This window comes from Lactobacillus sp. ESL1191 (assembly GCF_058504435.1).
In genome coordinates this window covers 316,539-336,946 of the sequence record NZ_CP196365.1, presented here as the reverse complement: position 1 = coordinate 336,946, position 20,408 = coordinate 316,539, and the positions used below count along the sequence as shown (strand labels likewise).

Here is a 20,408-nt window from a genome sequence, read left to right as displayed (position 1 = left end):
TCAAGCCCATCTTTTTTAATAATCTAAGGCACGATAATAGCGCCGGATGTCCATCGGGTGCCGGTTGAGATGTTCAATATGGACATCAATCCGGTTATTAATTTCATGGAAAACAAAGGGCGACAAAGTTCCGCGGTACTTTTCTGAAAAGCCTGGTAAAGCATAATCTTTGGTATCAATAATGGTGTAATTACCACAAATTTCCGGTAAGAACTTAGCTACCCGCACACTGAGTGCTCTTTGTGTATCCTCGCCAACGTATACCGTAACGGGAGTATCACGTTCCACCACTTCAAACATTCCATGAAAGAATTCAGCAGCCTCAATTGCGCGCGTCCTAAGCCAGTGCTGCTCTTCCCAATAACACATAGCGTAAGAATAAGTTGCCCCCCATTGGTTACCGGCACCAACAAAGTAATGAAGTGCATCTTCATGGTGCTTAATAGCAAACTCTTGCGCAAAATCATCTGCTTGCTTACCAATTTGAGCAATATCTTCAGCAAAGTGGGCGTCCATTTCCTGATAGAAGTCTTCGTAGTCTGGAAATTCACCATTTAGGTACATTAACCGGTCGCCAACCATAAAAAACTTCAGTTGCTCATTTTCCGGGTATGAAATACAGTAGGTTAAACTTGCAGCTAGTTTGGCCTTAGAATCATCCATGAAGCCCAAGATAGTTGCCCCTACCTCATTCAACCGCTTAACAGCATCGACCATTTCCTGCGTGTTACCAGTAACTGATGAAATCACTACCAAGGTTTTAGCAGTAATTCGCTTGTTGCCAGTAACGAGATACTCAGCAGCATTTTGATAAAACGTTTCTAGGGCTGTCTTTTCTTTCATATGGATATTGGCCTGCATCCCAGAAGCGTATGTACCACCAATGCCCAACCAACAAATATTTGAAATCCCTTGTTCAAATAAGGGATCGATAATCTCATTAATCTGTTCACGCAACTTAAGCGCGCCATTCATACTGTTAACTAATTTTTCTTGATTATATTTACGCATCTTATTCCTCTTGTTTTCTAAAATTATTGAGTAGTACTTATATTTTTGACGAAGTGATTTCATCGAAGTCTGGATAAGCAGAGTGTTGCAAGTCATGACCGTGCTCTTTTGACAAGCTGTAGGCCAGCAAATGAACCGGTACGGTCATAAAGAGTGCTGTCAATAGTTCATCCGTTTCGATGCCAAGACTCAAGTCATGACCTTGCTTATTCCGCGCGTCGTTGGCATAAATGGTATAGATGTTATTAACATGCTTATCCAAAAATTGTTTTAGCAAGTCCGCCCGCTTCTGCAACTTACCATTTGGTTCCAAACAAATGATGAAATCATCAGCTGTGAGTCCGAGATAGGGCCCATGCATGTATTCCTCTAGCTCTTTGCCCCAAGAACTAATCCGCACGGCTTCAGTAGTCTTAGTTTCTCCTTCACGACTTACACCATAAGCCGCACCATAACCGATGAACATCAGTCTTTTAGCGGTGACAAAGCTAGGTAACTGCCGAGCAATCCATTCACTTGCACGCCTGATAACGTCAGGTAATTTTTGGGCTATGGTCCTTAACTCGGCTAAATATTGGTTAAATTCTTTTGTTGTTAGCCTTTGTTCTTTTTGAGCAATAGTTAGAGCAATTATCATTAGATCCAAAATTTCGATACTGTAACCTGCACTAACGTATGGCATTTCTTCAACTGGCATCCCCATTGTTAAGACATTTTGACTGACACGGGCAACCGGACTAGTGAGTTCACTAGTTAATGTAAAGACCGCATGACCAGTTGCTTGCAACCGTTCAATAAGCTTAACTACTGAATAACTATGTCCTCCCTGAGAAATTGCAATACAAAGGGTGTTTTGCTTCACCTTTAGCAAGTAATTCTCAGCAATAGATGGTTCCTCAATCTGGACCGGCATCCCCAGCACTTTACTCATCAGGGGTAAGGCGCCATAAGCAGCATTAGCACTTGAACCTGTTGCATAAATCACCACATTATCAATCTTACTCGTGTCAAGCTCAGCAAATTTTTGGACAAACAATTCTTGATAGTTTGCCAAGACATACCGATAATATTGGGGTTCTAATTTAACATAATCTTCTATACTTTTCACCAATTACCTCCTTGAAAATTACTGGCCGAGTATTCCTGACCATGCACCGAAAATACCGATTGCCGCAATCAATAACAAAATGTATTGTGACTTCCAGCCCTTCTTGTCGAGCCAAAAAATAAAGAAGGTAAAGAGTAGGGGCAAAATACCCGGAACAATTCCGTCACAAATTTTTTGGACAGTAGTCGCATCTGTTCCACTACCAATCTTTAACGGCATCTTGAGGGTGACCATCGATGCCACCATTGCACCAACTACCGCCAAACCTAACACAGAGGCACCATAGGTTAATTTATCCATCAGGCCAGTTTTTTGGACTTTGTCGATGAAGGAAGAACCAATATTATAGCCCACGAATAAGCCGTAATACCGAGCCAGCAAGGCCGGTATATTGAAAATCAGCAAAAACAGAATTGGCCCCAGGATATTCCCTTGTAGCGCTAAGGAAGTACCAATCCCCGTTGCAATAACACGTAAGGTTCCCCAGAAGAAAGAATCACCAATTCCACTCAAGGGCCCCATCAAAGCAACTTTAATACTGTTGATTGAGTCAGCATCAAAATCCGGATCAAGTTCATTCTGCTCTTCCATTGCAATCGAAATGCCCAACGGAAAAGTACTTAGCCACGGCGTTACATTATAAAATTCAAGGTGACGTTGATAGGCCGCTGTTAATTTTTCTTTGTTATTACCGTATATTTTTCGCAAAGCTGGAATCATTGAATAGGCATAACCCAAGTTCATTTGCCGCTCATAGTTCCAGGCCCATTCCATCGTAAACGAACGCCAGAAAGTTTTCATTAAATCCTTTCGGGTAAGTAACTTAGAATTCTTCATCTTCATAATCAATGCCTCCTTGACCAGTATTCACTTCTGTTTTGTTCGTACCTGATACTCCATTTACTATCGGCTTACCCTTAAAAGCTGAATAACCGGTTAAAATCAGGGCTAGACAAGCTCCAAAAATAGCAACTCCGGTAACAGACAGCTTGAGGTAAACTGCTAAGGCAAAACCAATAATAAAGAAGGTGACATTATTTTTGTTAATCATCATCTTCATCAAGAGCGCAAATCCATAGGCCGGCAACAAACCGGTGGCAATCCCTAACCCATTAATCACAAATTGCGGAATCACACCTAGGATGCCCTTAATTACTGGACTTCCTAATACATAAGAAATACCAACGACCAGTCCAATTGGTAAGTTAACCGATAAAAAACCACCCAGGACATTCATTCGACTTACTCCACTGCCATCGCCTGCTGCGGCATACTTATCGGCATGGTGTACAAAGTATGGCAAAATAAAAATAAAGCAAAGGTTTTTAATCACTAGTACTAACGACGCAATTGGAATACCTAAAGTTAAGGCAACTGCTGTACTCTTACCTGCTCCAATCGCAAAGGCAGTTCCTAATACACTACCAGAGATAATCTCTGGTGGAATCGCAGCGCCAATTGAGAACGACCCCACAAAGGCCAGTTCCAGCGTTGCACCCATGATAATTCCCTGCTGCAAGTTTCCTAATACCAGCCCAGTTAACGTACACGTTACTAGCGGTCTTGATAACATCGATGACCCTAAAAAGTACTCACCATTTCCCATCATCGCAATTAAAGCTAAAATAATTGCGGTTAAATAAACATTCATAACTCAGCTCCCATTTTATTTATGAAATTCTTGCCGCTCTTCGCTCGGAACCTGCTGAATCCAAACATCAACGCCTGTTTCCTGCAATTCAGCTAATTGATTGGCTTCTGCAGCAGTCAAATTAATTGTTTTAGAATAATTCTTAGTTCCTTCACGGGGCTTAGTACCACCTAGGTTTATACCCTTAATTTCATCTGTAGTACCTTTAAGCAATTTAACTGCATCTGCAACTGACTCTACAACAACCAACATCTTATACTTATCTGTCACACCAGAATTAATTGCCTTAATACTGTCAGCGACAGATTTCATGACCAATTTGGCATTTTCCGGTTTGGCTAACCTGATAGCCGATTTACGAAAATCATCCTTAGCGACATCATCGTTTACCACGAAGATCGTATTAACATCCAAACTATTAAACCAGGAAACAGCCACCTGACCGTGAACAAGACGGTGATCCACTCTGACAAGTTTAATCATTATTTTTCCTCCATTAACTAAAATCAATTGAGTACTTAGTAGTTAAAGCATCTTGTAGCCTGTACTCAACAGCTACAATTTTGCCCTCTTTAGTTGAAAAAAGGTTCGTTATTTTAAAGACCGGTCCCTGTTCCGCCACACCAAGTTGCTTACTAAGCTCATCTGTTGCCTTGATTAATTGAAAATCTTGAAAAACATCTGCTGGCTTTAACTTGCCCGCGTTAACTACCTCAATTATTGGCGTAACCTTTAAACAAGCAGGATCAAAATCAGGGAATTGGTCTAAAGGCAACAATAATCTTTCACTGGTTAACTTTCCTGCAATTGCCGTTAAGAAAGAAATATCATACAAAAGATCATTAGTGTTGATCTTAAACAGATCAGCATAATATGGGCCCACTAGTCTTAGATAACTATCTTTAAATTTCACCCGATCCGAAGATTCAAGGTATGGCGGTTTAATGATGCCCGTCATCTCTAAGATGTTTTGTTTTGAAATCGTTGGTGCAACGAAAATACCACTTCCTTTTTTGCGCACAACCTGGTTTTCTGCCACCAACTGGTCAATTGCCTTACGAACCGTTGTACGACTAACCTGATAAATGTGTTGAAGTTCTATTTCCGTTGGCAACGTACTGCCAGGAGGATACTCTTTTGCCTTTATCTTTCGGTTCAAGTCGGTATATATTTCTTTAAATAACATGATTAATCCTCGCGGTAATCATAAATACTATTAGCCTTAAAATGATACTTAAAGCGACTCCCAATCAAATATTGGTCTGTAGTTTCCAAAGGGGTATCATCTGATTGGTAGTTGTAGCTTTGTACTTGATATAAGGGCGTTCCTTCCTGCACTGTTAAAATTTCACTAGTTCTTTGATCGGCTAAAACACAGGTAATCGTTTCTTGCCCGTACGCTGGCTTGATTCCGTATTGCTGGTTCAGAAATTCATATAAGGGACGATCAGTAAAGTCCGTTGTGGCCAATTTGGCAAATCGACTTTGATCAAAATAAGCTATCTCATACGTCAACGGAACACCAGCAGTTAGTCTGACCCGGCTAATTTTGATTAATTGCTCAACCTCAGCACCGAAAAACTTCCTTAAGACTGGTGTGGGCGAAATAAGTTCGGTTGATAAATGCCTTATTGTTACGGACTTAGTTTTCAATTCGGCAGTCATTGACTCCATACCAAGCATGTTAATATCAATTTTGGAATTAGCAGCTATGCCCGTGCGCTCTTTAACTGCAACCTGGTCCTCACTCTTTAGCCATTCTAGTGCGTGCATAACGGCGTTGCGACTAATATTAAGCTGCTCTGCAACTTCCCTTTGTGACGGCAATACCTTGCTTTTATGGTTGAACTTAATTAGTTGTTCTAAATATTCCTGCGCTTGGATTGCAGCTGATCTTTCCTTATATTCCATGGTCTCGCTTTAATTGGTTCTTTAAAATAATTATATGGTTCTTTTTTAAGATAATAGTCGTTTAAATTAGCTAAAATAAACATTAATTAGTGATAAATTTTATTTTTTTGGTACCAGATTAATAGTAATCGCTTTCATTTAATATGTCAATCTTTTTATAAACATTTCCTTAAATACAAAAAAACGTTTTTGCTTTAAGCAAAAACGGAATTTTTTAAAACAACTATTCTTTTTAACCTAATGAGTGCTCGACCAACCTCGCTTGAAACTTTACTAGCAAACAAAGACAGCCAATTACAATGGCTAAAATGCCACTAGCAGAAAAAACATTCAGGCCAACATTTTTTACAATATTAGTTAATGGATTAATAACCAAGGGGCTAATTACACCGCCAATTGAGTATATCGCAACATAAACTCCCAGTGCCATTGAAACACTATGATCATCAACCACAATCGAAATCAGATACGGGAACTGTCCCATCGCAATACTCATCGCCGCACCAACTAAGAAACTGCCCACAAAGACAATTAATAGTGAATGAAACAGACCAATTAGTAAGTAGGCCAGCCCGTATAGTAGGAATGAAAGAGCAATTGATGAAAATTTGCATTTTTTACCAATGAAACCAACTAGCAAACCGCACAGCATTCCACCAACTAGTGAGATTGTTGAAGTAAGTGCAGCTTGTGAAGTAGCACCTAGATTTTCCTCTACTACAAACAAAGAAATATTGTTGTTTAAGACATTATTCAACAACATAGTTAGAAAGGCCCAAAATGCGCAATAAAAGACATATTTATTTAGTTTTATTTTACTTGTGGCAGAACTTTTACTACCCTGGTTCAGCTCTTTCGGATTGAATGGGAGCAAGACCAAGACGACTAACAAAATCAATAGTGAAAATAGGTAAATCCAATAGTTATTAATCCAGCTACTCATTGCTGCTAACTGGCCACCACCCATAATGAAAACAACTCCACCAATATTGATAAACGTGGTCGAAAGGCCCATCGTCGCTGCCCGTTCCTCTTTTGGTAAAATTTGTGAGATCAGTACCTGAGTTAGATTAGTACAAGCACCCTGACCCAGTCCAACCAAGCAAGAGCAAAAAATCAAAAAAGGAAAGGAATGATGAAAAGCCAATGGTAGCAACCCACCTACCATGACTAACAGAATTGAAAAGATAGTTAACGTTTTCAGGTTTATCTTACTTGCTGTTAACTTGCCAATGATAATCCCGGCTACCATCATAAATAAGTTAGGTAAGGAAGTCAGCATTTGTACACTAGTATTATTTAGCGCAAATGTTTTGGCAATTGCCGCATATGACGGTGTGATGGCTAAGGCAGCCATACCAATCATGCTGACTGCCAAAACACCAGTCCTAGTTTTGACAACGTATGCTTTATTTACTGTTCCCATTAAAGTTGCCTCACCGTTTTACCAATATGTTGCACTGCATTACGACCCGAAAAAATAGCATAACCGGCTGTACTACCTGGCAGCGTGACCGCATAAGTATCCCCAACCAACATTCCGGCAGCATCGTTACCGGCAGCATACAAACCATCAAGCGGATAACCATAGCTGTTCAGTACCCGGTTGTCGTCGTCTACTCGAATGCCTCCAATAGCACAAGCCATACCAACACCGAGTTCAACTGCATAGTAGGGACCAGTTCTAAGCGGTGTCAAATATTGTTCAGCCTTACCAAAGTCAGTATCTTGCTGCTCCTGGGACAAACGATTATAGCGCTTAATTGTGGCTTGCAGAGCTGGTAGACTGAGCTTTTCAGCTAATTCAGACAGCGAATCCGCCTTAGTCAGGTACTTTTCTTTATTGGTTAAATCACGCTCAATTTCCTCTTTTAAATGTACAAACTTATCTGGCGAAACAGGCGAATTTCCTACTTCTTTAAAAAGACCAACATTTGTTAAGTGATCAATTGCAGCCTGATCCAAAATTGAAAAAGTGCGAGACTGAGTCAATATGGCGCTACCAGCATGACACATATTGTCATTAACGTCCTCATTAACAAAACGTTCACCACGCTCATTAACCCACAAGATTGCTTCTTGCGTAGCAGCCGCCGCCAATTGCGCCGGCATGTGAACATAAGCGGGCCTGGTCTGGTCCAGAATTGCACCGCCGCCATACTGGATTGCGCCCATTTGATAGTGTTCGGCACCAGCCTGCCAAGCAAGTTTCATACCATCACCCGTTGATTTGCCATCACTAACTGACAATAAGCGGGCCGTAAAGGGGATCCGTTGCTTAACTAATTCTAGATTATCAACGTACCCTCCTGTTGTCAGAATCACTTTGCTTACAGCAACTTCTCTTTCTTGCCCCGTGGCCTCACTTTGCATTAAGAGCCCGGCAATGTGCCCATTTTCTTGCAAGATCTTTTGTGCACTGACACTGGTGACGATTTCCGCACCTAAATCCTGGGCTTTTTGCAATAACTTTTGAACCACTGCATGACCACCACCAGCAAAAGTATGGATAGTTGGCCAACTTTTTCCCTGTGGTCCTACCTTACTAAACTCAACCCCCAAGTCGTGAAGCCAGTCAATCGCCTGACCGCTTTGGCTAATATACTTGCTTAAGTGCGGTGCACTGGCCTCATAGTGGGAATAATTTAGTTCGTCTTGTAGAAGTTCAATTGGATCTATCTTAATACCTTGTTTTTTTTGTAAAAAACTATCAACTCCCATCGCGCCTTCGACGTAGTTACCATCACCGCCAATTGTCCGACCTTTTTCCAAAACTAATGTGCGCAAATGCTGTTCACCAGCACTAACTGCAGCCGCCAAGCCAGCAAGGCCAGCACCAACAATTACCAAATCGTATTTTGTTTGTTGAGGAAACATCAGGGACCTCCTACTTCAAACCAACAGACACCCCACCATCACTTAGAATGGTTTGGCCTGTCATAAAAGTAGCCTGACTTGCAACAAAAACAAAGACTTTGGCAACTTCAGCCGCCGTTTCAGCCCGTTTCATTGGCACAGTTGGCAAAATCTTGTCTAGAAAGCCACCTTCGTTTAATGGCGTCTTAGTGAGACCTGGTGCTACACTGTTAACCCGAATATGCTTGTCCGCATAGTCGATAGCAGCCGCTTGAGTCATTCCGATAATACCATTTTTGGCCGCATTGTATGCACCCATTCCACCTGGGTTGTAAATACTACCTAGAGCGCTCGTGTTTACAATCGAACCGTAACCTTGCTTTAAGAAGAGTTTGATCTCTTCCCGCATGCACAAGAAGGTACCACGCAAATCCAGGTTAACCGTTTTATCAAAGTCTTCATCAGTTAGTTCTGCAAATGGCTTTAAAACTCCCCCACCCGCATTGTTCATTACATAATCAATCTTGCCAAAATCAGCAACAATTTTATTTAGTCCATTTTTGATACTTTCTGTCTCCATGACATTTAAGACTAAGCCGGTAATCCTACCACCGTACTGGTCGTTCAACTTGGCTGCAATTGTTATCACCTCGTCGTTATAGTCCGTTAACACCACGTCACTACCTTGCTTAGCAAATTCTTCGCTAATTGCCAAACCGATTCCTTGGGCAGCGCCTGTAATCACTGCAACTTTTCCTTTTAACATCTTTTTGTCCTCTCAGTTCAAACTTTTAACTGCTTCTTCGGCTGCAATCCAACCCGATACAAAGGCAAAACCGTTGGCAATCCCTTCGTAACTCGGATAACCATCTGAGTATAAACCGTTAACATTATTACCAACAATGTAGATATCCTTAATTGGTCGACCATTTTCTTTTACGGGTTGACAGTTACGGTCAACGTTCACACCATCCAGTGTCCCTAAGATTGCACAGTGTTCAACAATGGCATAGTATGGACCCTCATGAATACCAAATAATAGCTCTTTTGTCGGTTTGAGAAAAGTCTGGTCATCTTTTTGGTCAACGGCCTCGTTATAGGCAGCGACGCTCCTGCTTAGTGATTTCACTGGTAAGTCTAGTTTTTGAGCCAGTTCCTCCAAGCTAGCAGCCTTGACCACCTCACCAGTTACAACAGCCTGGTCGAAGTCCTGCTGAATATGTGGCAGTGGCCCAACCGTCGTGCTTGGTTCTTCACCCACTTCACAAAACTGCCGCTCAAATGTATCTTCAAGGTCAACCTTAGACCTAGCAAAGGTATCAAGCGTTGGCTGATCGAGTAGTACGTAGTATTTACCCTGCACATTATGTGCAGCATTACCCCACATTGCAAAGTCATAAACAACATCCTCATTAACAAAACGATTAGCAGTTTGATCAAGCCATAAGAGTGGCAGGTTTGTTAATGCTTCAACTGCACTGTTACGTTTCATCGGATTAATGTTTCTGCTTGGAGCACAGCCATGAGCAAACAACGCTGGACTATGACGCCAGTCGCCGCCCAACTCATGAACTAGCCTAATGCCTGTTCCATCAGACTTTCGTTCACCCAGATTCAGCAGTTCAGCAGCATCTGAGTATCTGGCTTTGAGCATCTCCTCATTGCCACAGTATCCACCATCTGCAAAAATAACTTTTTTAGCTTCAATTCTGGTCCGCTGACCGTTCTTATCCTCAGCAATTACGGCCTTTAAGCCGTTAGCATAATCCAGGTCGACCGCTGCCGTTTCCAACATTACCTTGTTACCAGCTGCTTCAAAAGTTGCCGGCAATTTATCCCAGTTGGCCATCTTTTCACTGAAGTTATTGAACTTGTGATAAACTTCTGGATCATCCAAATGGGCTCTTTGTTCACTTTGTTCCACTGTTACCGGCAAGCCCATCTTAGCCAGGCGGTCAATATTTGCACCCGATCGTTTCAAAAAACGAGCTAATAGTTCGCCATTAACAAAGTAGTGACTATAAGCTGTTAAATCGCTAAAAGCTTCACGGTACCCATATTCAACCTTGCGGTCTTTCTGCTCATTCGAATCAATCGCAAAAACCCCATGAGCACCAAACTTTCCAGCACCTCCTACTTTGTTACCTTTTTCTAAGAGCACAAACGGAATCTTTTGCTGATAAAGTTCAAAACTGGCAGAAATGCCTGATGAACCTGACCCAACAACAACAACACTAGTAGAGATAGAATCCACTGTAATTTTCCTTTCTTTAATCTTGTGATTTTCATTACAATTGAATTCTAAAACACTTTACAAGAAAGCGCTAACACATTAAAGTTGCTGGCAACAACTTTAAGTTATCGCCCGTTTAATAATTTTTCTAAAATCTTCCGAAACAGAACTAGACATTCCAAGCACAATTTTAAAAGCTTGCTTCAAGTGAGCTGGTGAACAGCGGTACACATTCGTGCATTGAATAGGAAGAATAAATGAATCTGGGATTAGTGCTATCCCACCCTTAAAATTGACATTGAGGGCGGCGGCAGCAAAGTTATTTACTTCTTCGATTTGTTGATACGCCCAGTCGTTTTGCTGATAGCTTTCTAACATTGCCCGTTGAATGTTCATAATTCCTGTCGAATTCCAATTTTCCAGATAAATCGTACTCGTTCTTGCAAGACCTTTAACATCTTCGTTTCGATCAGCAAGTTCATGCTGATTTAGTATTACGTCAAATCCAATTGTTCTTAAAGGCAGACAAGCAATCTTCGTGTTGCCCGCAAAAGCTAGTTCAAAACCAACCAAAAGATCAAAATTACCATTAATCAATCGCCGGATACCCATATCAATATTTTCTTCATCAAAATTAAATTCGTACTCCTGAGGCAGTTTTGCCACTAACCTGGCTGCCTCATTTTCAAATCCAGGCAAAAAATGTACCCGTAGGATCCGCTTAGGATCAAAGTTGGGATGATGCCAAATCTCGCTATATAAGTTAACCACCTCAACGGCACGCCAGTAAAATTCCTCTCCTACCGGGGTTAGAGCAAATTTTCCGTTAGAGCGGTTAATTAGTTTTTGACCGAGGTCGCTTTCAAGCTTCTTAATGGCCGAACTTACAGCAGTTTCAGAAACATAATTCCGTTTAGCCGCAGAAATAAAGCCATGTGTCTGAACCACATCAATAAAATATTTAACTGGCATTAGATTATAATTCATTTTTTCCACCTAGTTGATAACTCAAGTTATTGTTCTCACAAATTAATGATATAAAAAATATGATGAAGGTTAAACCCTAAATCCTAATTAACAAATTACTTTTTACCCTATACGTTGGTAATTAGTGGGAAAGTAAAGTAAAATGTTTATTGATAAAAAGGAGTGTCAACATGTCTAAACTCGAAAAACCGGTCGTGATCGGTATTACCGGTGGTTCTGGTAGTGGTAAAACCACCATTGCCCGCAAAATAGTTGAGCAAATGCAAGAAAATGAACACGTTTTAATCATGACGCAGGATTCCTATTACAAGGATAACACTGGCATCCCGATGAACATCCGAATGAATATCAATTACGATCATCCAGATGCGTTTGATGTAGAGCTACTTAAGCAGCAGCTGAGATCATTACTTGAATATCAAGCTATTGAAATGCCGGTTTACGACTTCAAAAAGCACACTAGAAGCACCGACACTATTCACGTTGAACCTGCCGAGATAATCATTTTAGAAGGAATTTTAGTTTTAGCTAGCGCAGATATTCGCAATTTGATGGACATTAAAGTCTACGTTGACACCGATGACGATATTCGCTTTATTAGGCGGCTCGAACGTGATATTAAAGAACGGGGGCGGTCGCTTGATTCGGTCATTGAACAATATCTTGGCACCGTCAAGCCAATGTATCATCAGTTTATCGAACCAACCAAGCGCTATGCCGATATTATCATCCCCGAAGGCGGTGCCAACGATGTGGCCATCGATATGTTGACCACTAAAGTACATGCCGTTTTAAGCGAAAACATTAAGTAAACCGGCACGCAAAGAGCTCTGAAAGTCAACAGCTTTCAGGGCTCTTTTCATTATATATTGCTAAATTTAATAATTGCACCTACAAATATGCTGTTAATTACTAGTTTATATGCTTAACAATTCGACTTTCAACTTTAGGCCACACTAGATTTAAGATTGCCAGTATAGCAATCGCGCTGACCAAAACTTGACAACCAACAGCAAAGTTAATCTGTGGATCTTCTAAATTCGTTCCCCACTTACCTGTCACCACCTGGGCAGAGAAGAGATAAGTTGATGGCAAATATCGTACTATTGAAGTTTGTAAATGGCCCACCTCTTTTGACGCCGATTGCAAAATCAGGGGTAAAATAGCGCCACCCAAAAGTAGAACTAGCGCTAAGAAGAGGCAGCTTAGCTGATTACGTGTAACTTGCGCCAAAAATAGAATTAAGAACACGATGAAAATTCCTACCAAAGCAGTTAAAGTTAATGTCTGCGCCAGCCAATGAGATAATGGTAAATACTGGGCTTGCAACTTAGGTAGCATAACACCAGATATAGGATAAGCAAGTGAACCAGGGCCAAAAAGTAGACTGCTAACGCCAAAAATAAGCAATCCAACTACTAACGTTAAACCACTGGCTACTAAAAGACCCAGAATCAGGTCCAGAGCCAAAATATTTCTACTGGGTAGTATATTATCACGATTTAACTGGTCAACGTACTTGGCTGCAAATAAATTACTCAAAACAAAACAAAGCATTACAGTGATCAAAGCAGGTAAATAGCCTTCCAGCAACTTGAATAGAAATAAAAACCCACGCTTAGGCCTTTGCTCGTCTTCTTCAGGTACGTTTGCCCGCAAAAGAGCTTGCAAACGGTGGTTTTTTTGTAAAGTATCTTGCCTATACTTTTCTCCGCCAATTTTTATCCCTGCCACTTGCTCCCTATTCCGCTTAATCATCATTCGGTAGACCAGCTGCCAGTTTCTTTGGTTCAAAGCTGTTAAGATAGCACGATCTTTTTTAACTTGCTTGTTATCTCCGGACAGTTTGGACTGGACCTGTTTCTTACGATCTAGTTCCCGAGTTACTTCTGTTCTAATCGAAGATTGGTCGCCGCTAACAGCATTATAAGTCAAAACAAGTCCGGCACCTAACAGCACCACGCTCAGAATAAGCCAAGTCAAGCTACTCTTGATAACCTTCTTAAACTGCAACTTGAAATAGGCCATAATCTTACCCCCTAATCAACTGACGATGGTCCAAGGTCACCGTTTCATCGACAATATTCTCCACTTCGTCTTGGTAGTGTGAAGCCATAATAATTAACTTCCTTTGATAAGCACAGGCTGACAACTCTTGATATAGTACTTGCCGGCTATCTGCATCCAAACCATTGTTGATTTCATCCATCAACAAGTACTTAGCATCGCTTACCCTATAAAGAGCAACCAAAAGCTTCTGCTTCATCCCTAGTGAATACTTCCTGATAGGAGTTTTAATGTAGCTGCCCATCTCCCAGCGCTCAATTGCCGAATTCAAATCTTGCTCTGATTGCCATTCACTTTTAACAAATTTCAAGTAATCCAGTCCCGAGAGATTCTTGTCAAACCAGTCAGACGTTTCCAAATAAAAAACCTGCTGCTTAACCTGAGCAAACTTTTGACCATCAAACAAAACTTGACCAGAGTTGGGGGCAATTAAGTTAACCATCGTTCGCAAGACACTTGTTTTGCCAGTGCCGTTGAGGGCATGCAACAGATAGATTGACCCCTCCTGAAAAGAAAAATTGGCATCTTTAAGAATTGGTTCGCGCAGCGTCAGACTTAAATCTTTTATTTCAATCATTTTATTTTCCTCCCTGCTTGAATTCTCTTAGCAAGCAGCTGGTTTAAAAATAACAGTACCGCTGTTCCTATTATTAAAACAATTAGCCCATTGCTAAAGTTGACTTGCGGATAAGTAACAAGTTGACTTTCGTCTGTGAACACGTAGGCATTACTGATACCAAACATGCCGTCTACTGGCTGTAAGGCAAAGAAGTAGCTCGTGGGTAAAAATTGCGCAAGATTACGGACAGCAACCACATATTGGGGTAATATCATGCCACCACCCAGTAAAAGTACAGCAGCAAATAAAGCCAGCAGGCGATTTTTAAGCAGCTGTACGATAAGTAGGACGGCCCCAGTAATAAAGGCAAAACTTAAGAACGCTATGCCTAAAATCGGCAAAAAGAGCTGATACATCGGCGTAAAAGTGTATTCCTTAGCGCCTGGATTCATCCCCGTAATCGGATAATTCAAGTTGCCAGTTCCAAAAAAGATACTGGGAAGAAGAAAAACCAATAAGAAGATCAAGAGAAAATAAGCAAAAGTAATCATTAATCCTGTAGTAAATTCGGTAAAGACAAGTTGCTTTTGGGGTAATAAATTACCCAATCTCATTCGTTCATAATAACCAGCTGAATATAGCTTAGTTAAAATAAAAATCGCCGCCAAAATAGTAAGTGGGGGCAAAACTTCTTGCATCATAAAAAGGACAAAGAAGCCGCCCTGAATAGGGAAATGTTCATTTTCCATGGCCAAATGTTGCTTAGCTAGAAGCTGCAATTGACATAAATCTCGCTTTAACAAAGCTAGTGAATAATCACTACCATTATTACGCTTAGCATCATTTAACCCAGATTTTGCTTGCTTAATCAAGATCGCATAGGCGCGCTGCCAGTCCTTGGTCTCAAGTGACTTAATCAGCGTCTGGTTTTCCCTAGCTAAAGTCTGATTTTCTTTAAGATCTTTGTGAAGCTGTTGCTTATTTTTCTTTTCGACTTTGCCCTTTTTTAGTTCTTTTTGATAATACTTGATGTTGCCCTTTTGGATAGCCAAGTTATTCCGGGCTGTAACAAGTTCATGACTATCTGACTTATTAAGATGATAATTTTGTTTCCAAAAATAGAAGCAGCTCAATAGAATGGCCAATAGGCTAAGCCAAGTGAATTTGCTTTTGAGCGTCCGTTTAAACTGCAATTTGAAATACGACATCTGGGCCACTTCCTTATTAGATTAACAAAGAGCTGCTAGATGATTTTAAATCTAACAGCTCCAATTGCTTTAAATACTAAAAATTAACCTATACCGACCCTAACCTAATATCCTCCCGAATAAGAATATACACGGTTCCAGGTACCTTTACCGCCTCGATAGCTGACAAAATAATCGTTATAGCCAGTTTGCCGCGCTGATGGTGGCACCAAAATAAAATTGTACGCACGTTTATTAAATTGTCCTCTAGCAGTAGCATAAGTATCATATGTATAGGACTTAATCGCTTGAACTCTAGGAGCCGTAGCATAAGTTTCTTGTCCATTTTTTGATTGATTTATCGTATCAGCCATGACATTGACCGAACCAGCAAGACCTAAAACTAAACTTGAGGCAACGATTATCCGTTTTAAAACATTCTTTTTCATAATGTCCTCCTTAATAACCTGATTTTTAAACAAATAACAGATAAGCGCTTTCGTGTTATGAATTTATATTATATAATTTAATCATTTTTGTCAATTAAAAATTTAATTTTATCATTTTAAAATATTTTATTTTTCATATTTAAGTCTTTGCTTTACTAGATACTTGATCCAGCAAAAATTTTAATTAATTTCATTTCATAAGTAAAAAGTCTGCTAAATCAACGTTTTACCGTGATTTATCAGACTTTTTGTCTAAACTATTATTTTTATCCTAGGCCTTTATTCACTAGCAATTTTGGGCTTCAGCGCCTGGTCAAACAAGTTAGTAATTAACTTAACCAAGATCCCGTCAAACACAATGGCAGAAATCATGGTTGCGACAAACATCGCCACTTGTAACTGAAGACTAAACTTACTCCAACCGTATAAAAAATACGTCGGAATGAAAGTTCCAAGTCCAGCAAAGAAGGCGCCGGTTAAGACACTCTGCCAAGAAAATTGCTGGTAGCGACGCTTGCGCGGAAAGAAGCCGATTTCATTACTAGCTCCTTGTATCAGGCCTTGTAAAACCGTAATCGCACCCCACTGGCCGCCAATCGCCATCTCGACAATTGCTGCTAGCGCTTCACCAACCATTCCTGAACCAGGGGTCGGCACAAAATACATCGCTAAAGGTCCAGCCAGTAGCCAAAGACCGGTAAAGATCGCATCGGTTACCGGAGCAAAACCGGTTGGCAAAAGAGCCAGCTTGATCAAGTTGAAGGCCCAATTGAAGCCATAAGTGTAGATTACGCCCATAATTATGCCGATTAATGCAATCAGAATAACCGCTTTAACATTCCATTTTGATGATCTGGTAAACATAAAAATACTCCTAACTTAGTTATTTCATTAGGAGTACGCATTTATCGATCATAAACACTTCCCTTACGCAGGTATTGTCCTGTTCAGGTTCAGAGGGTATTTCTCAGCTAATTGACGCACCCCTAGTGACTTTTAATTATTTACTTAGTATATCACATACCAGACAAGATGACTGCCCAAATTGACCGGTTAGCCGTTATTAACTAATTTAGAATTCAGTAAAACTGGCCAACTTTTCCGCAGTTAAATCGCGAATAAGCGCAACCGCCAGCTCAACAGCAGCCCTGAAGTCTTGGTAGGCACTAAAACAATATGGTGAATGTTCATAGCGCACAGGTATCCCAATCACAATGGTCGGCGCCCCGTTTTCATAGTAGATAGCTGCCCCATCTTGTCCACCCCCAGTACGAACTGAACGCGTATACGGGATGTGATTTTGATCGGCCAAGTCGCAGGCATACTGTTGAAATTTTGGATTCGGTAAAAAGGAAGTATCCATATCCCGTAGCATGGGGCCCCGCTTTAAGCCAGTTTGTGACAACCATTCAGGAGTAAAGGTATCATCTGCTGGGCATGATTCCAGCACAATGGCGAGGTCCGGCTTAACCGCCCTAGCAGTGACATACGCACCGCGCAAGCCTACTTCTTCTTGACTGGAAAGAGCGCCAACCAGGTTAAAGTTGGTTTCTTCACCTTTTAACTGATCAAGAATTGCAACCATGGCAGCTGCTCCAAAGCGGTCGTCAAAGTCCTTACCAAAGAACAAACCCGACTTTTCATTATATTCGCACTCGACATCAACAAAGATCGGACAACCTGTATCAATCTGGTAGTCGTTAATAGTTTCCGCCCGCGAACTTGACCCAACGTCAATCGACATGTCTGCAACATCAGGCACATTATTGCGCTCCGCTTCAGTCATAAAGTGAGGTGGCTTGGTAGCAACAACACCTGGTACATAGTCACCCTGGCGGTTTCTAACTTTGACCCGCAAGGCTGGAATATTGTACTTAACCCAGCCGCCCAGCGGAACAAACTTGATCATCCCATTGGGCCTGACCGCCTGCGTGATGAAGCCGACGGCATCAGAGTGCGCATCAAGCTGAATAAGCGGGCGCCCCGCCTGATTCTCCTTCTTGGCAGCATACACGTTGAGCATCCCATCGACCTTGACATCAGCGCTATCCTTGACGCTTTCATTAAATAACTTAACAAATTCTTCCTCAAAACCTGAAGTTGCATTAGCATTTGAAAAAGCCTTGAGCATCTTGATTTCTTGTTCTTTTTCCATTTTATTTACCTCGTGAATAATTACTTATTCTTCCATTGTAGCAAAAACTACCGCAGCTGGACGAACAAAACTAGTCTCTAGCACAGTTACCCCCAGCAAAATCTCTCAAACAAGCTACCTTTTCCGCCAAAAGATGCTATAATCGACTCTATTGAGAAATTCTGATGATTAAAGTGAAGGGTAGATAAATGCCGAAGAACGACAATATTAATAACATTATTGATCATAAATTGTTTACCGAAGATGACATCCATGCAATGTGTGTCAAGTTGGGCAGGCAGCTAACCACTGATTATGCCGGAAAGAAGCCGCTAGTTGTCGGTGCGCTTAAGGGGGCAATTTTCTTTTTAACCGATCTGGTACGTGAAATGGACGTTAAAGAAGAAATCGATTTTCTTGATGTTTCCAGTTACGGTGACTCATTAGAATCAACCGGGAAAGTCAAACTGATCTCCGATTTGGTGACTGATGTCCAGGGACGTGATGTGCTGATTGTCGAAGATATTGTTGACACTGGCCTAACGCTGAAATACATGAAAGATTTGCTTAAAAAACGGGGCGCCCGCTCCGTTAAATGCTGCGTCCTCCTTAACAAGGAATCTAGGCGCAGAGTTGATGTTGAGATTGAATACTACGGCTCAACCGTCCATAACGAATTTGTAGTTGGTTACGGTCTGGACTTCATGGGCTACTACCGCAATTTGCGCTATATAGGTGTCTTAAAGGCAGAATTCATCAAGTTAGCCAACAACAAATAATTAAAGCTAATAAAAAGAGTTATCATGCTTGATAACTCTTTTTTAGTAGCAAATTCTATTCCGTTTTAGCCTCTTTGTCTTGGCCTAAAGGCTTAACGACAAACCAGCGCATAAAGCCCTGCTCTATGCTAGCTAACTTAAATTCAAAATTCTCAAGTTCAACCGCTTCATTTTCTTTTAAGTCCGGATAATGTTCCATCATATAACCACCGATAGTAATAATATCGCTATTTTGAAAGCTCTCTAGATCCTTGCGGAAATACCGTTCAAAGTCATAAAGGGTGGTTTTACCAGATACCCGTATGTTACCATCTTCGTTTTTGATAATGTAATCGTCCGAAACATCATCGATCTCATCTTTAACCGTTCCGAACAGTTCCTCGTAGATATCCTTATCGGTAACCAGACCGCTTGTCCCACCATATTCATCTACCACCAAAACAATGGGCGTATGCTTATTAATCATCAAATGCAGAATGTCCTGAATCGGCATCGATTCAGGCACCGTAATTATTGTCCTAATTATCCTAGTAACTGGTACTGTAGCATCAATTTGACTTTGTTGGACCACATCAAAAGCATAAATGTAACCGACAATATCATCCTTGTTATGATCACGCACAACGGGCAACCGGCTAAAACCTGCTTTTAGGTAGAGCTTCAGGGCCTGCTTAATCGTATCGGCAGCATTAATGACCATTAGCCTGGTCCGATCCGTCATAATGTCCTTGGCTACCTTATCATTGAGTTCAAAAGCCCGCTTCATGTAGGTCAGATCATTCTTATCCAGTGCACCACCGTGCACGGCTTTGCGTGATAATTTGATAATTTCAGATTGTGAATAAACTTCATTTTCTTCATCAGCTGAATCAAAGCCCAGCATTCTTAAAAGAAGATTGGAGCTGGAGTTGAGTAGCCACACAAATGGATAAACCAATGTATGAAAAAACTGCAGTGGGGTGACAATCTTTAACAGTATCTTCACCGGCATGTCAATCGCAATATTTTTAGGTACTATTTCGGTAACCACCACTTCTAAATAGGTTAACAAAATCACTCCTAAAATGGCACTAACCGAGCGTAGAACAGACTGGTTCAAGTGCAGCATGACTAGTAGCCTTTCAAACAGTCCAGCAAAAGTTTCAGCCGAAAACCAACCCAAAACAACCCCGACAAGGGTAGTACCAACCTGGGTAGTCGACAAGTATTCATTTAGATTTTGGACCATCAGCAAGGCACGTTTAACTTTACGCTGGTTGCCCAGGTGGTTGCTCAGCATGTCTTCAAGTTGGCTTGCCCTGGTCTGAACTAACGCAAATTCAGCCGCTACAAAAAAAGCAGCAAAAACAAAAATTACCAAAGTTGCTATCAAATTAGCAACTAATTGGGGAGTATTCAATATCTATCTCACCTTTTGTAAAAAAATCTCTTCCCTTTATTTTATCATTTAAACCGCTTTTTTAATGACCTAAATGG

21 protein-coding genes and 1 riboswitch are annotated in these 20,408 nt (G+C 41.0%); of the genes, 2 read left to right on the top strand and 19 right to left on the bottom strand.

What is annotated here, in order from left to right; all coding sequences use genetic code 11:
* Nucleotides 1-15: 15 nt before the first annotated feature.
* From ACSYSN_RS01915 to ACSYSN_RS01860, 12 genes are all read right to left on the bottom strand, one after another.
* Complete coding sequence (locus ACSYSN_RS01915; RefSeq protein ID WP_491712534.1) at nucleotides 16-1,011, bottom strand: SIS domain-containing protein; 996 nt, start codon at nucleotides 1,009-1,011, stop codon at nucleotides 16-18.
* A gap of 37 nt (nucleotides 1,012-1,048) precedes the next feature.
* Nucleotides 1,049-2,119, bottom strand: a complete 1,071-nt coding sequence (locus ACSYSN_RS01910) for an SIS domain-containing protein (protein WP_491712533.1) — start codon at nucleotides 2,117-2,119, stop codon at nucleotides 1,049-1,051.
* Between the two features lie 18 nt (nucleotides 2,120-2,137).
* Nucleotides 2,138-2,962 (bottom strand): PTS system mannose/fructose/sorbose family transporter subunit IID, encoded by an 825-nt coding sequence (locus tag ACSYSN_RS01905; protein WP_491712532.1) that lies wholly within the window; start codon nucleotides 2,960-2,962, stop codon nucleotides 2,138-2,140.
* Nucleotides 2,943-3,770 (bottom strand): PTS mannose/fructose/sorbose/N-acetylgalactosamine transporter subunit IIC, encoded by an 828-nt coding sequence (locus ACSYSN_RS01900; RefSeq protein ID WP_317637841.1) that lies wholly within the window; start codon nucleotides 3,768-3,770, stop codon nucleotides 2,943-2,945. The genes ACSYSN_RS01905 and ACSYSN_RS01900 overlap by 20 nt, the downstream gene beginning before the upstream one ends.
* Before the next feature lie 15 nt (nucleotides 3,771-3,785).
* Entirely contained in the window at nucleotides 3,786-4,253 is a 468-nt protein-coding gene (locus tag ACSYSN_RS01895; protein ID WP_317637840.1) for a PTS sugar transporter subunit IIB, read from the bottom strand.
* Nucleotides 4,254-4,266: 13 nt separating this feature from the next.
* Entirely contained in the window at nucleotides 4,267-4,956 is a 690-nt protein-coding gene (locus tag ACSYSN_RS01890; protein ID WP_491712531.1) for a GntR family transcriptional regulator, read from the bottom strand.
* A 2-nt stretch (nucleotides 4,957-4,958) separates the two neighbouring features.
* On the bottom strand, nucleotides 4,959-5,681 hold the full coding sequence (locus tag ACSYSN_RS01885) for a GntR family transcriptional regulator (RefSeq protein ID WP_491712530.1): 723 nt from the start codon (nucleotides 5,679-5,681) through the stop codon (nucleotides 4,959-4,961).
* Between the two features lie 232 nt (nucleotides 5,682-5,913).
* Entirely contained in the window at nucleotides 5,914-7,107 is a 1,194-nt protein-coding gene (locus ACSYSN_RS01880; protein WP_491712529.1) for an MFS transporter, read from the bottom strand.
* On the bottom strand, nucleotides 7,107-8,558 hold the full coding sequence (gene vprA / locus ACSYSN_RS01875) for a vinyl phenol reductase (RefSeq protein WP_491712528.1): 1,452 nt from the start codon (nucleotides 8,556-8,558) through the stop codon (nucleotides 7,107-7,109). Before vprA ends, ACSYSN_RS01880 begins: the two co-directional genes overlap by 1 nt.
* A gap of 10 nt (nucleotides 8,559-8,568) precedes the next feature.
* On the bottom strand, nucleotides 8,569-9,303 hold the full coding sequence (locus ACSYSN_RS01870) for an SDR family NAD(P)-dependent oxidoreductase (RefSeq protein WP_491712527.1): 735 nt from the start codon (nucleotides 9,301-9,303) through the stop codon (nucleotides 8,569-8,571).
* Between the two features lie 12 nt (nucleotides 9,304-9,315).
* A complete protein-coding gene (locus ACSYSN_RS01865) occupies nucleotides 9,316-10,791 on the bottom strand; it encodes an FAD-binding protein (protein ID WP_491712526.1) in 1,476 nt (491 codons plus the stop codon).
* Between the two features lie 99 nt (nucleotides 10,792-10,890).
* Nucleotides 10,891-11,757: a LysR family transcriptional regulator gene (locus ACSYSN_RS01860; protein WP_491712525.1), complete on the bottom strand. Its 867-nt coding sequence runs from the start codon at nucleotides 11,755-11,757 to the stop codon at nucleotides 10,891-10,893.
* A gap of 170 nt (nucleotides 11,758-11,927) precedes the next feature.
* Between ACSYSN_RS01860 and udk the strand changes: the two genes are divergently transcribed.
* Nucleotides 11,928-12,569, top strand: coding sequence for a uridine kinase (gene udk / locus ACSYSN_RS01855; protein ID WP_491712524.1), 642 nt, complete (start codon nucleotides 11,928-11,930; stop codon nucleotides 12,567-12,569).
* Between the two features lie 100 nt (nucleotides 12,570-12,669).
* Here udk and ACSYSN_RS01850 read toward each other — a convergent pair whose 3' ends face one another.
* From ACSYSN_RS01850 to ACSYSN_RS01825, 6 genes are all read right to left on the bottom strand, one after another.
* Nucleotides 12,670-13,785 carry a hypothetical protein gene (locus ACSYSN_RS01850; protein ID WP_491712523.1) on the bottom strand — a complete coding sequence of 372 codons (1,116 nt, stop codon included), beginning with the start codon at nucleotides 13,783-13,785 and terminating at the stop codon, nucleotides 12,670-12,672.
* Between the two features lie 4 nt (nucleotides 13,786-13,789).
* Nucleotides 13,790-14,401: an ATP-binding cassette domain-containing protein gene (locus ACSYSN_RS01845; protein ID WP_491712522.1), complete on the bottom strand. Its 612-nt coding sequence runs from the start codon at nucleotides 14,399-14,401 to the stop codon at nucleotides 13,790-13,792.
* Nucleotides 14,398-15,591, bottom strand: a complete 1,194-nt coding sequence (locus tag ACSYSN_RS01840; RefSeq protein WP_491712521.1) for a hypothetical protein — start codon at nucleotides 15,589-15,591, stop codon at nucleotides 14,398-14,400. The genes ACSYSN_RS01845 and ACSYSN_RS01840 overlap by 4 nt, the downstream gene beginning before the upstream one ends.
* Before the next feature lie 104 nt (nucleotides 15,592-15,695).
* Nucleotides 15,696-16,019, bottom strand: coding sequence for a hypothetical protein (locus ACSYSN_RS01835; RefSeq protein WP_491712520.1), 324 nt, complete (start codon nucleotides 16,017-16,019; stop codon nucleotides 15,696-15,698).
* A 279-nt stretch (nucleotides 16,020-16,298) separates the two neighbouring features.
* Complete coding sequence (locus tag ACSYSN_RS01830) at nucleotides 16,299-16,883, bottom strand: ECF transporter S component (RefSeq protein ID WP_491712519.1); 585 nt, start codon at nucleotides 16,881-16,883, stop codon at nucleotides 16,299-16,301.
* 42 nt (nucleotides 16,884-16,925) lie between these two features.
* Nucleotides 16,926-17,017: riboswitch (TPP riboswitch) on the bottom strand.
* A gap of 74 nt (nucleotides 17,018-17,091) precedes the next feature.
* Nucleotides 17,092-18,174 (bottom strand): M42 family metallopeptidase, encoded by a 1,083-nt coding sequence (locus ACSYSN_RS01825; RefSeq protein WP_491712518.1) that lies wholly within the window; start codon nucleotides 18,172-18,174, stop codon nucleotides 17,092-17,094.
* 188 nt (nucleotides 18,175-18,362) lie between these two features.
* Here ACSYSN_RS01825 and hpt point away from each other — a divergent pair, with 188 nt between their 5' ends.
* Entirely contained in the window at nucleotides 18,363-18,932 is a 570-nt protein-coding gene (hpt, locus tag ACSYSN_RS01820; protein WP_317637831.1) for a hypoxanthine phosphoribosyltransferase, read from the top strand.
* A 55-nt stretch (nucleotides 18,933-18,987) separates the two neighbouring features.
* Here hpt and ACSYSN_RS01815 read toward each other — a convergent pair whose 3' ends face one another.
* Nucleotides 18,988-20,331, bottom strand: a complete 1,344-nt coding sequence (locus tag ACSYSN_RS01815) for a hemolysin family protein (RefSeq protein ID WP_491712517.1) — start codon at nucleotides 20,329-20,331, stop codon at nucleotides 18,988-18,990.
* Between the last annotated feature and the right edge of the window lie 77 nt (nucleotides 20,332-20,408).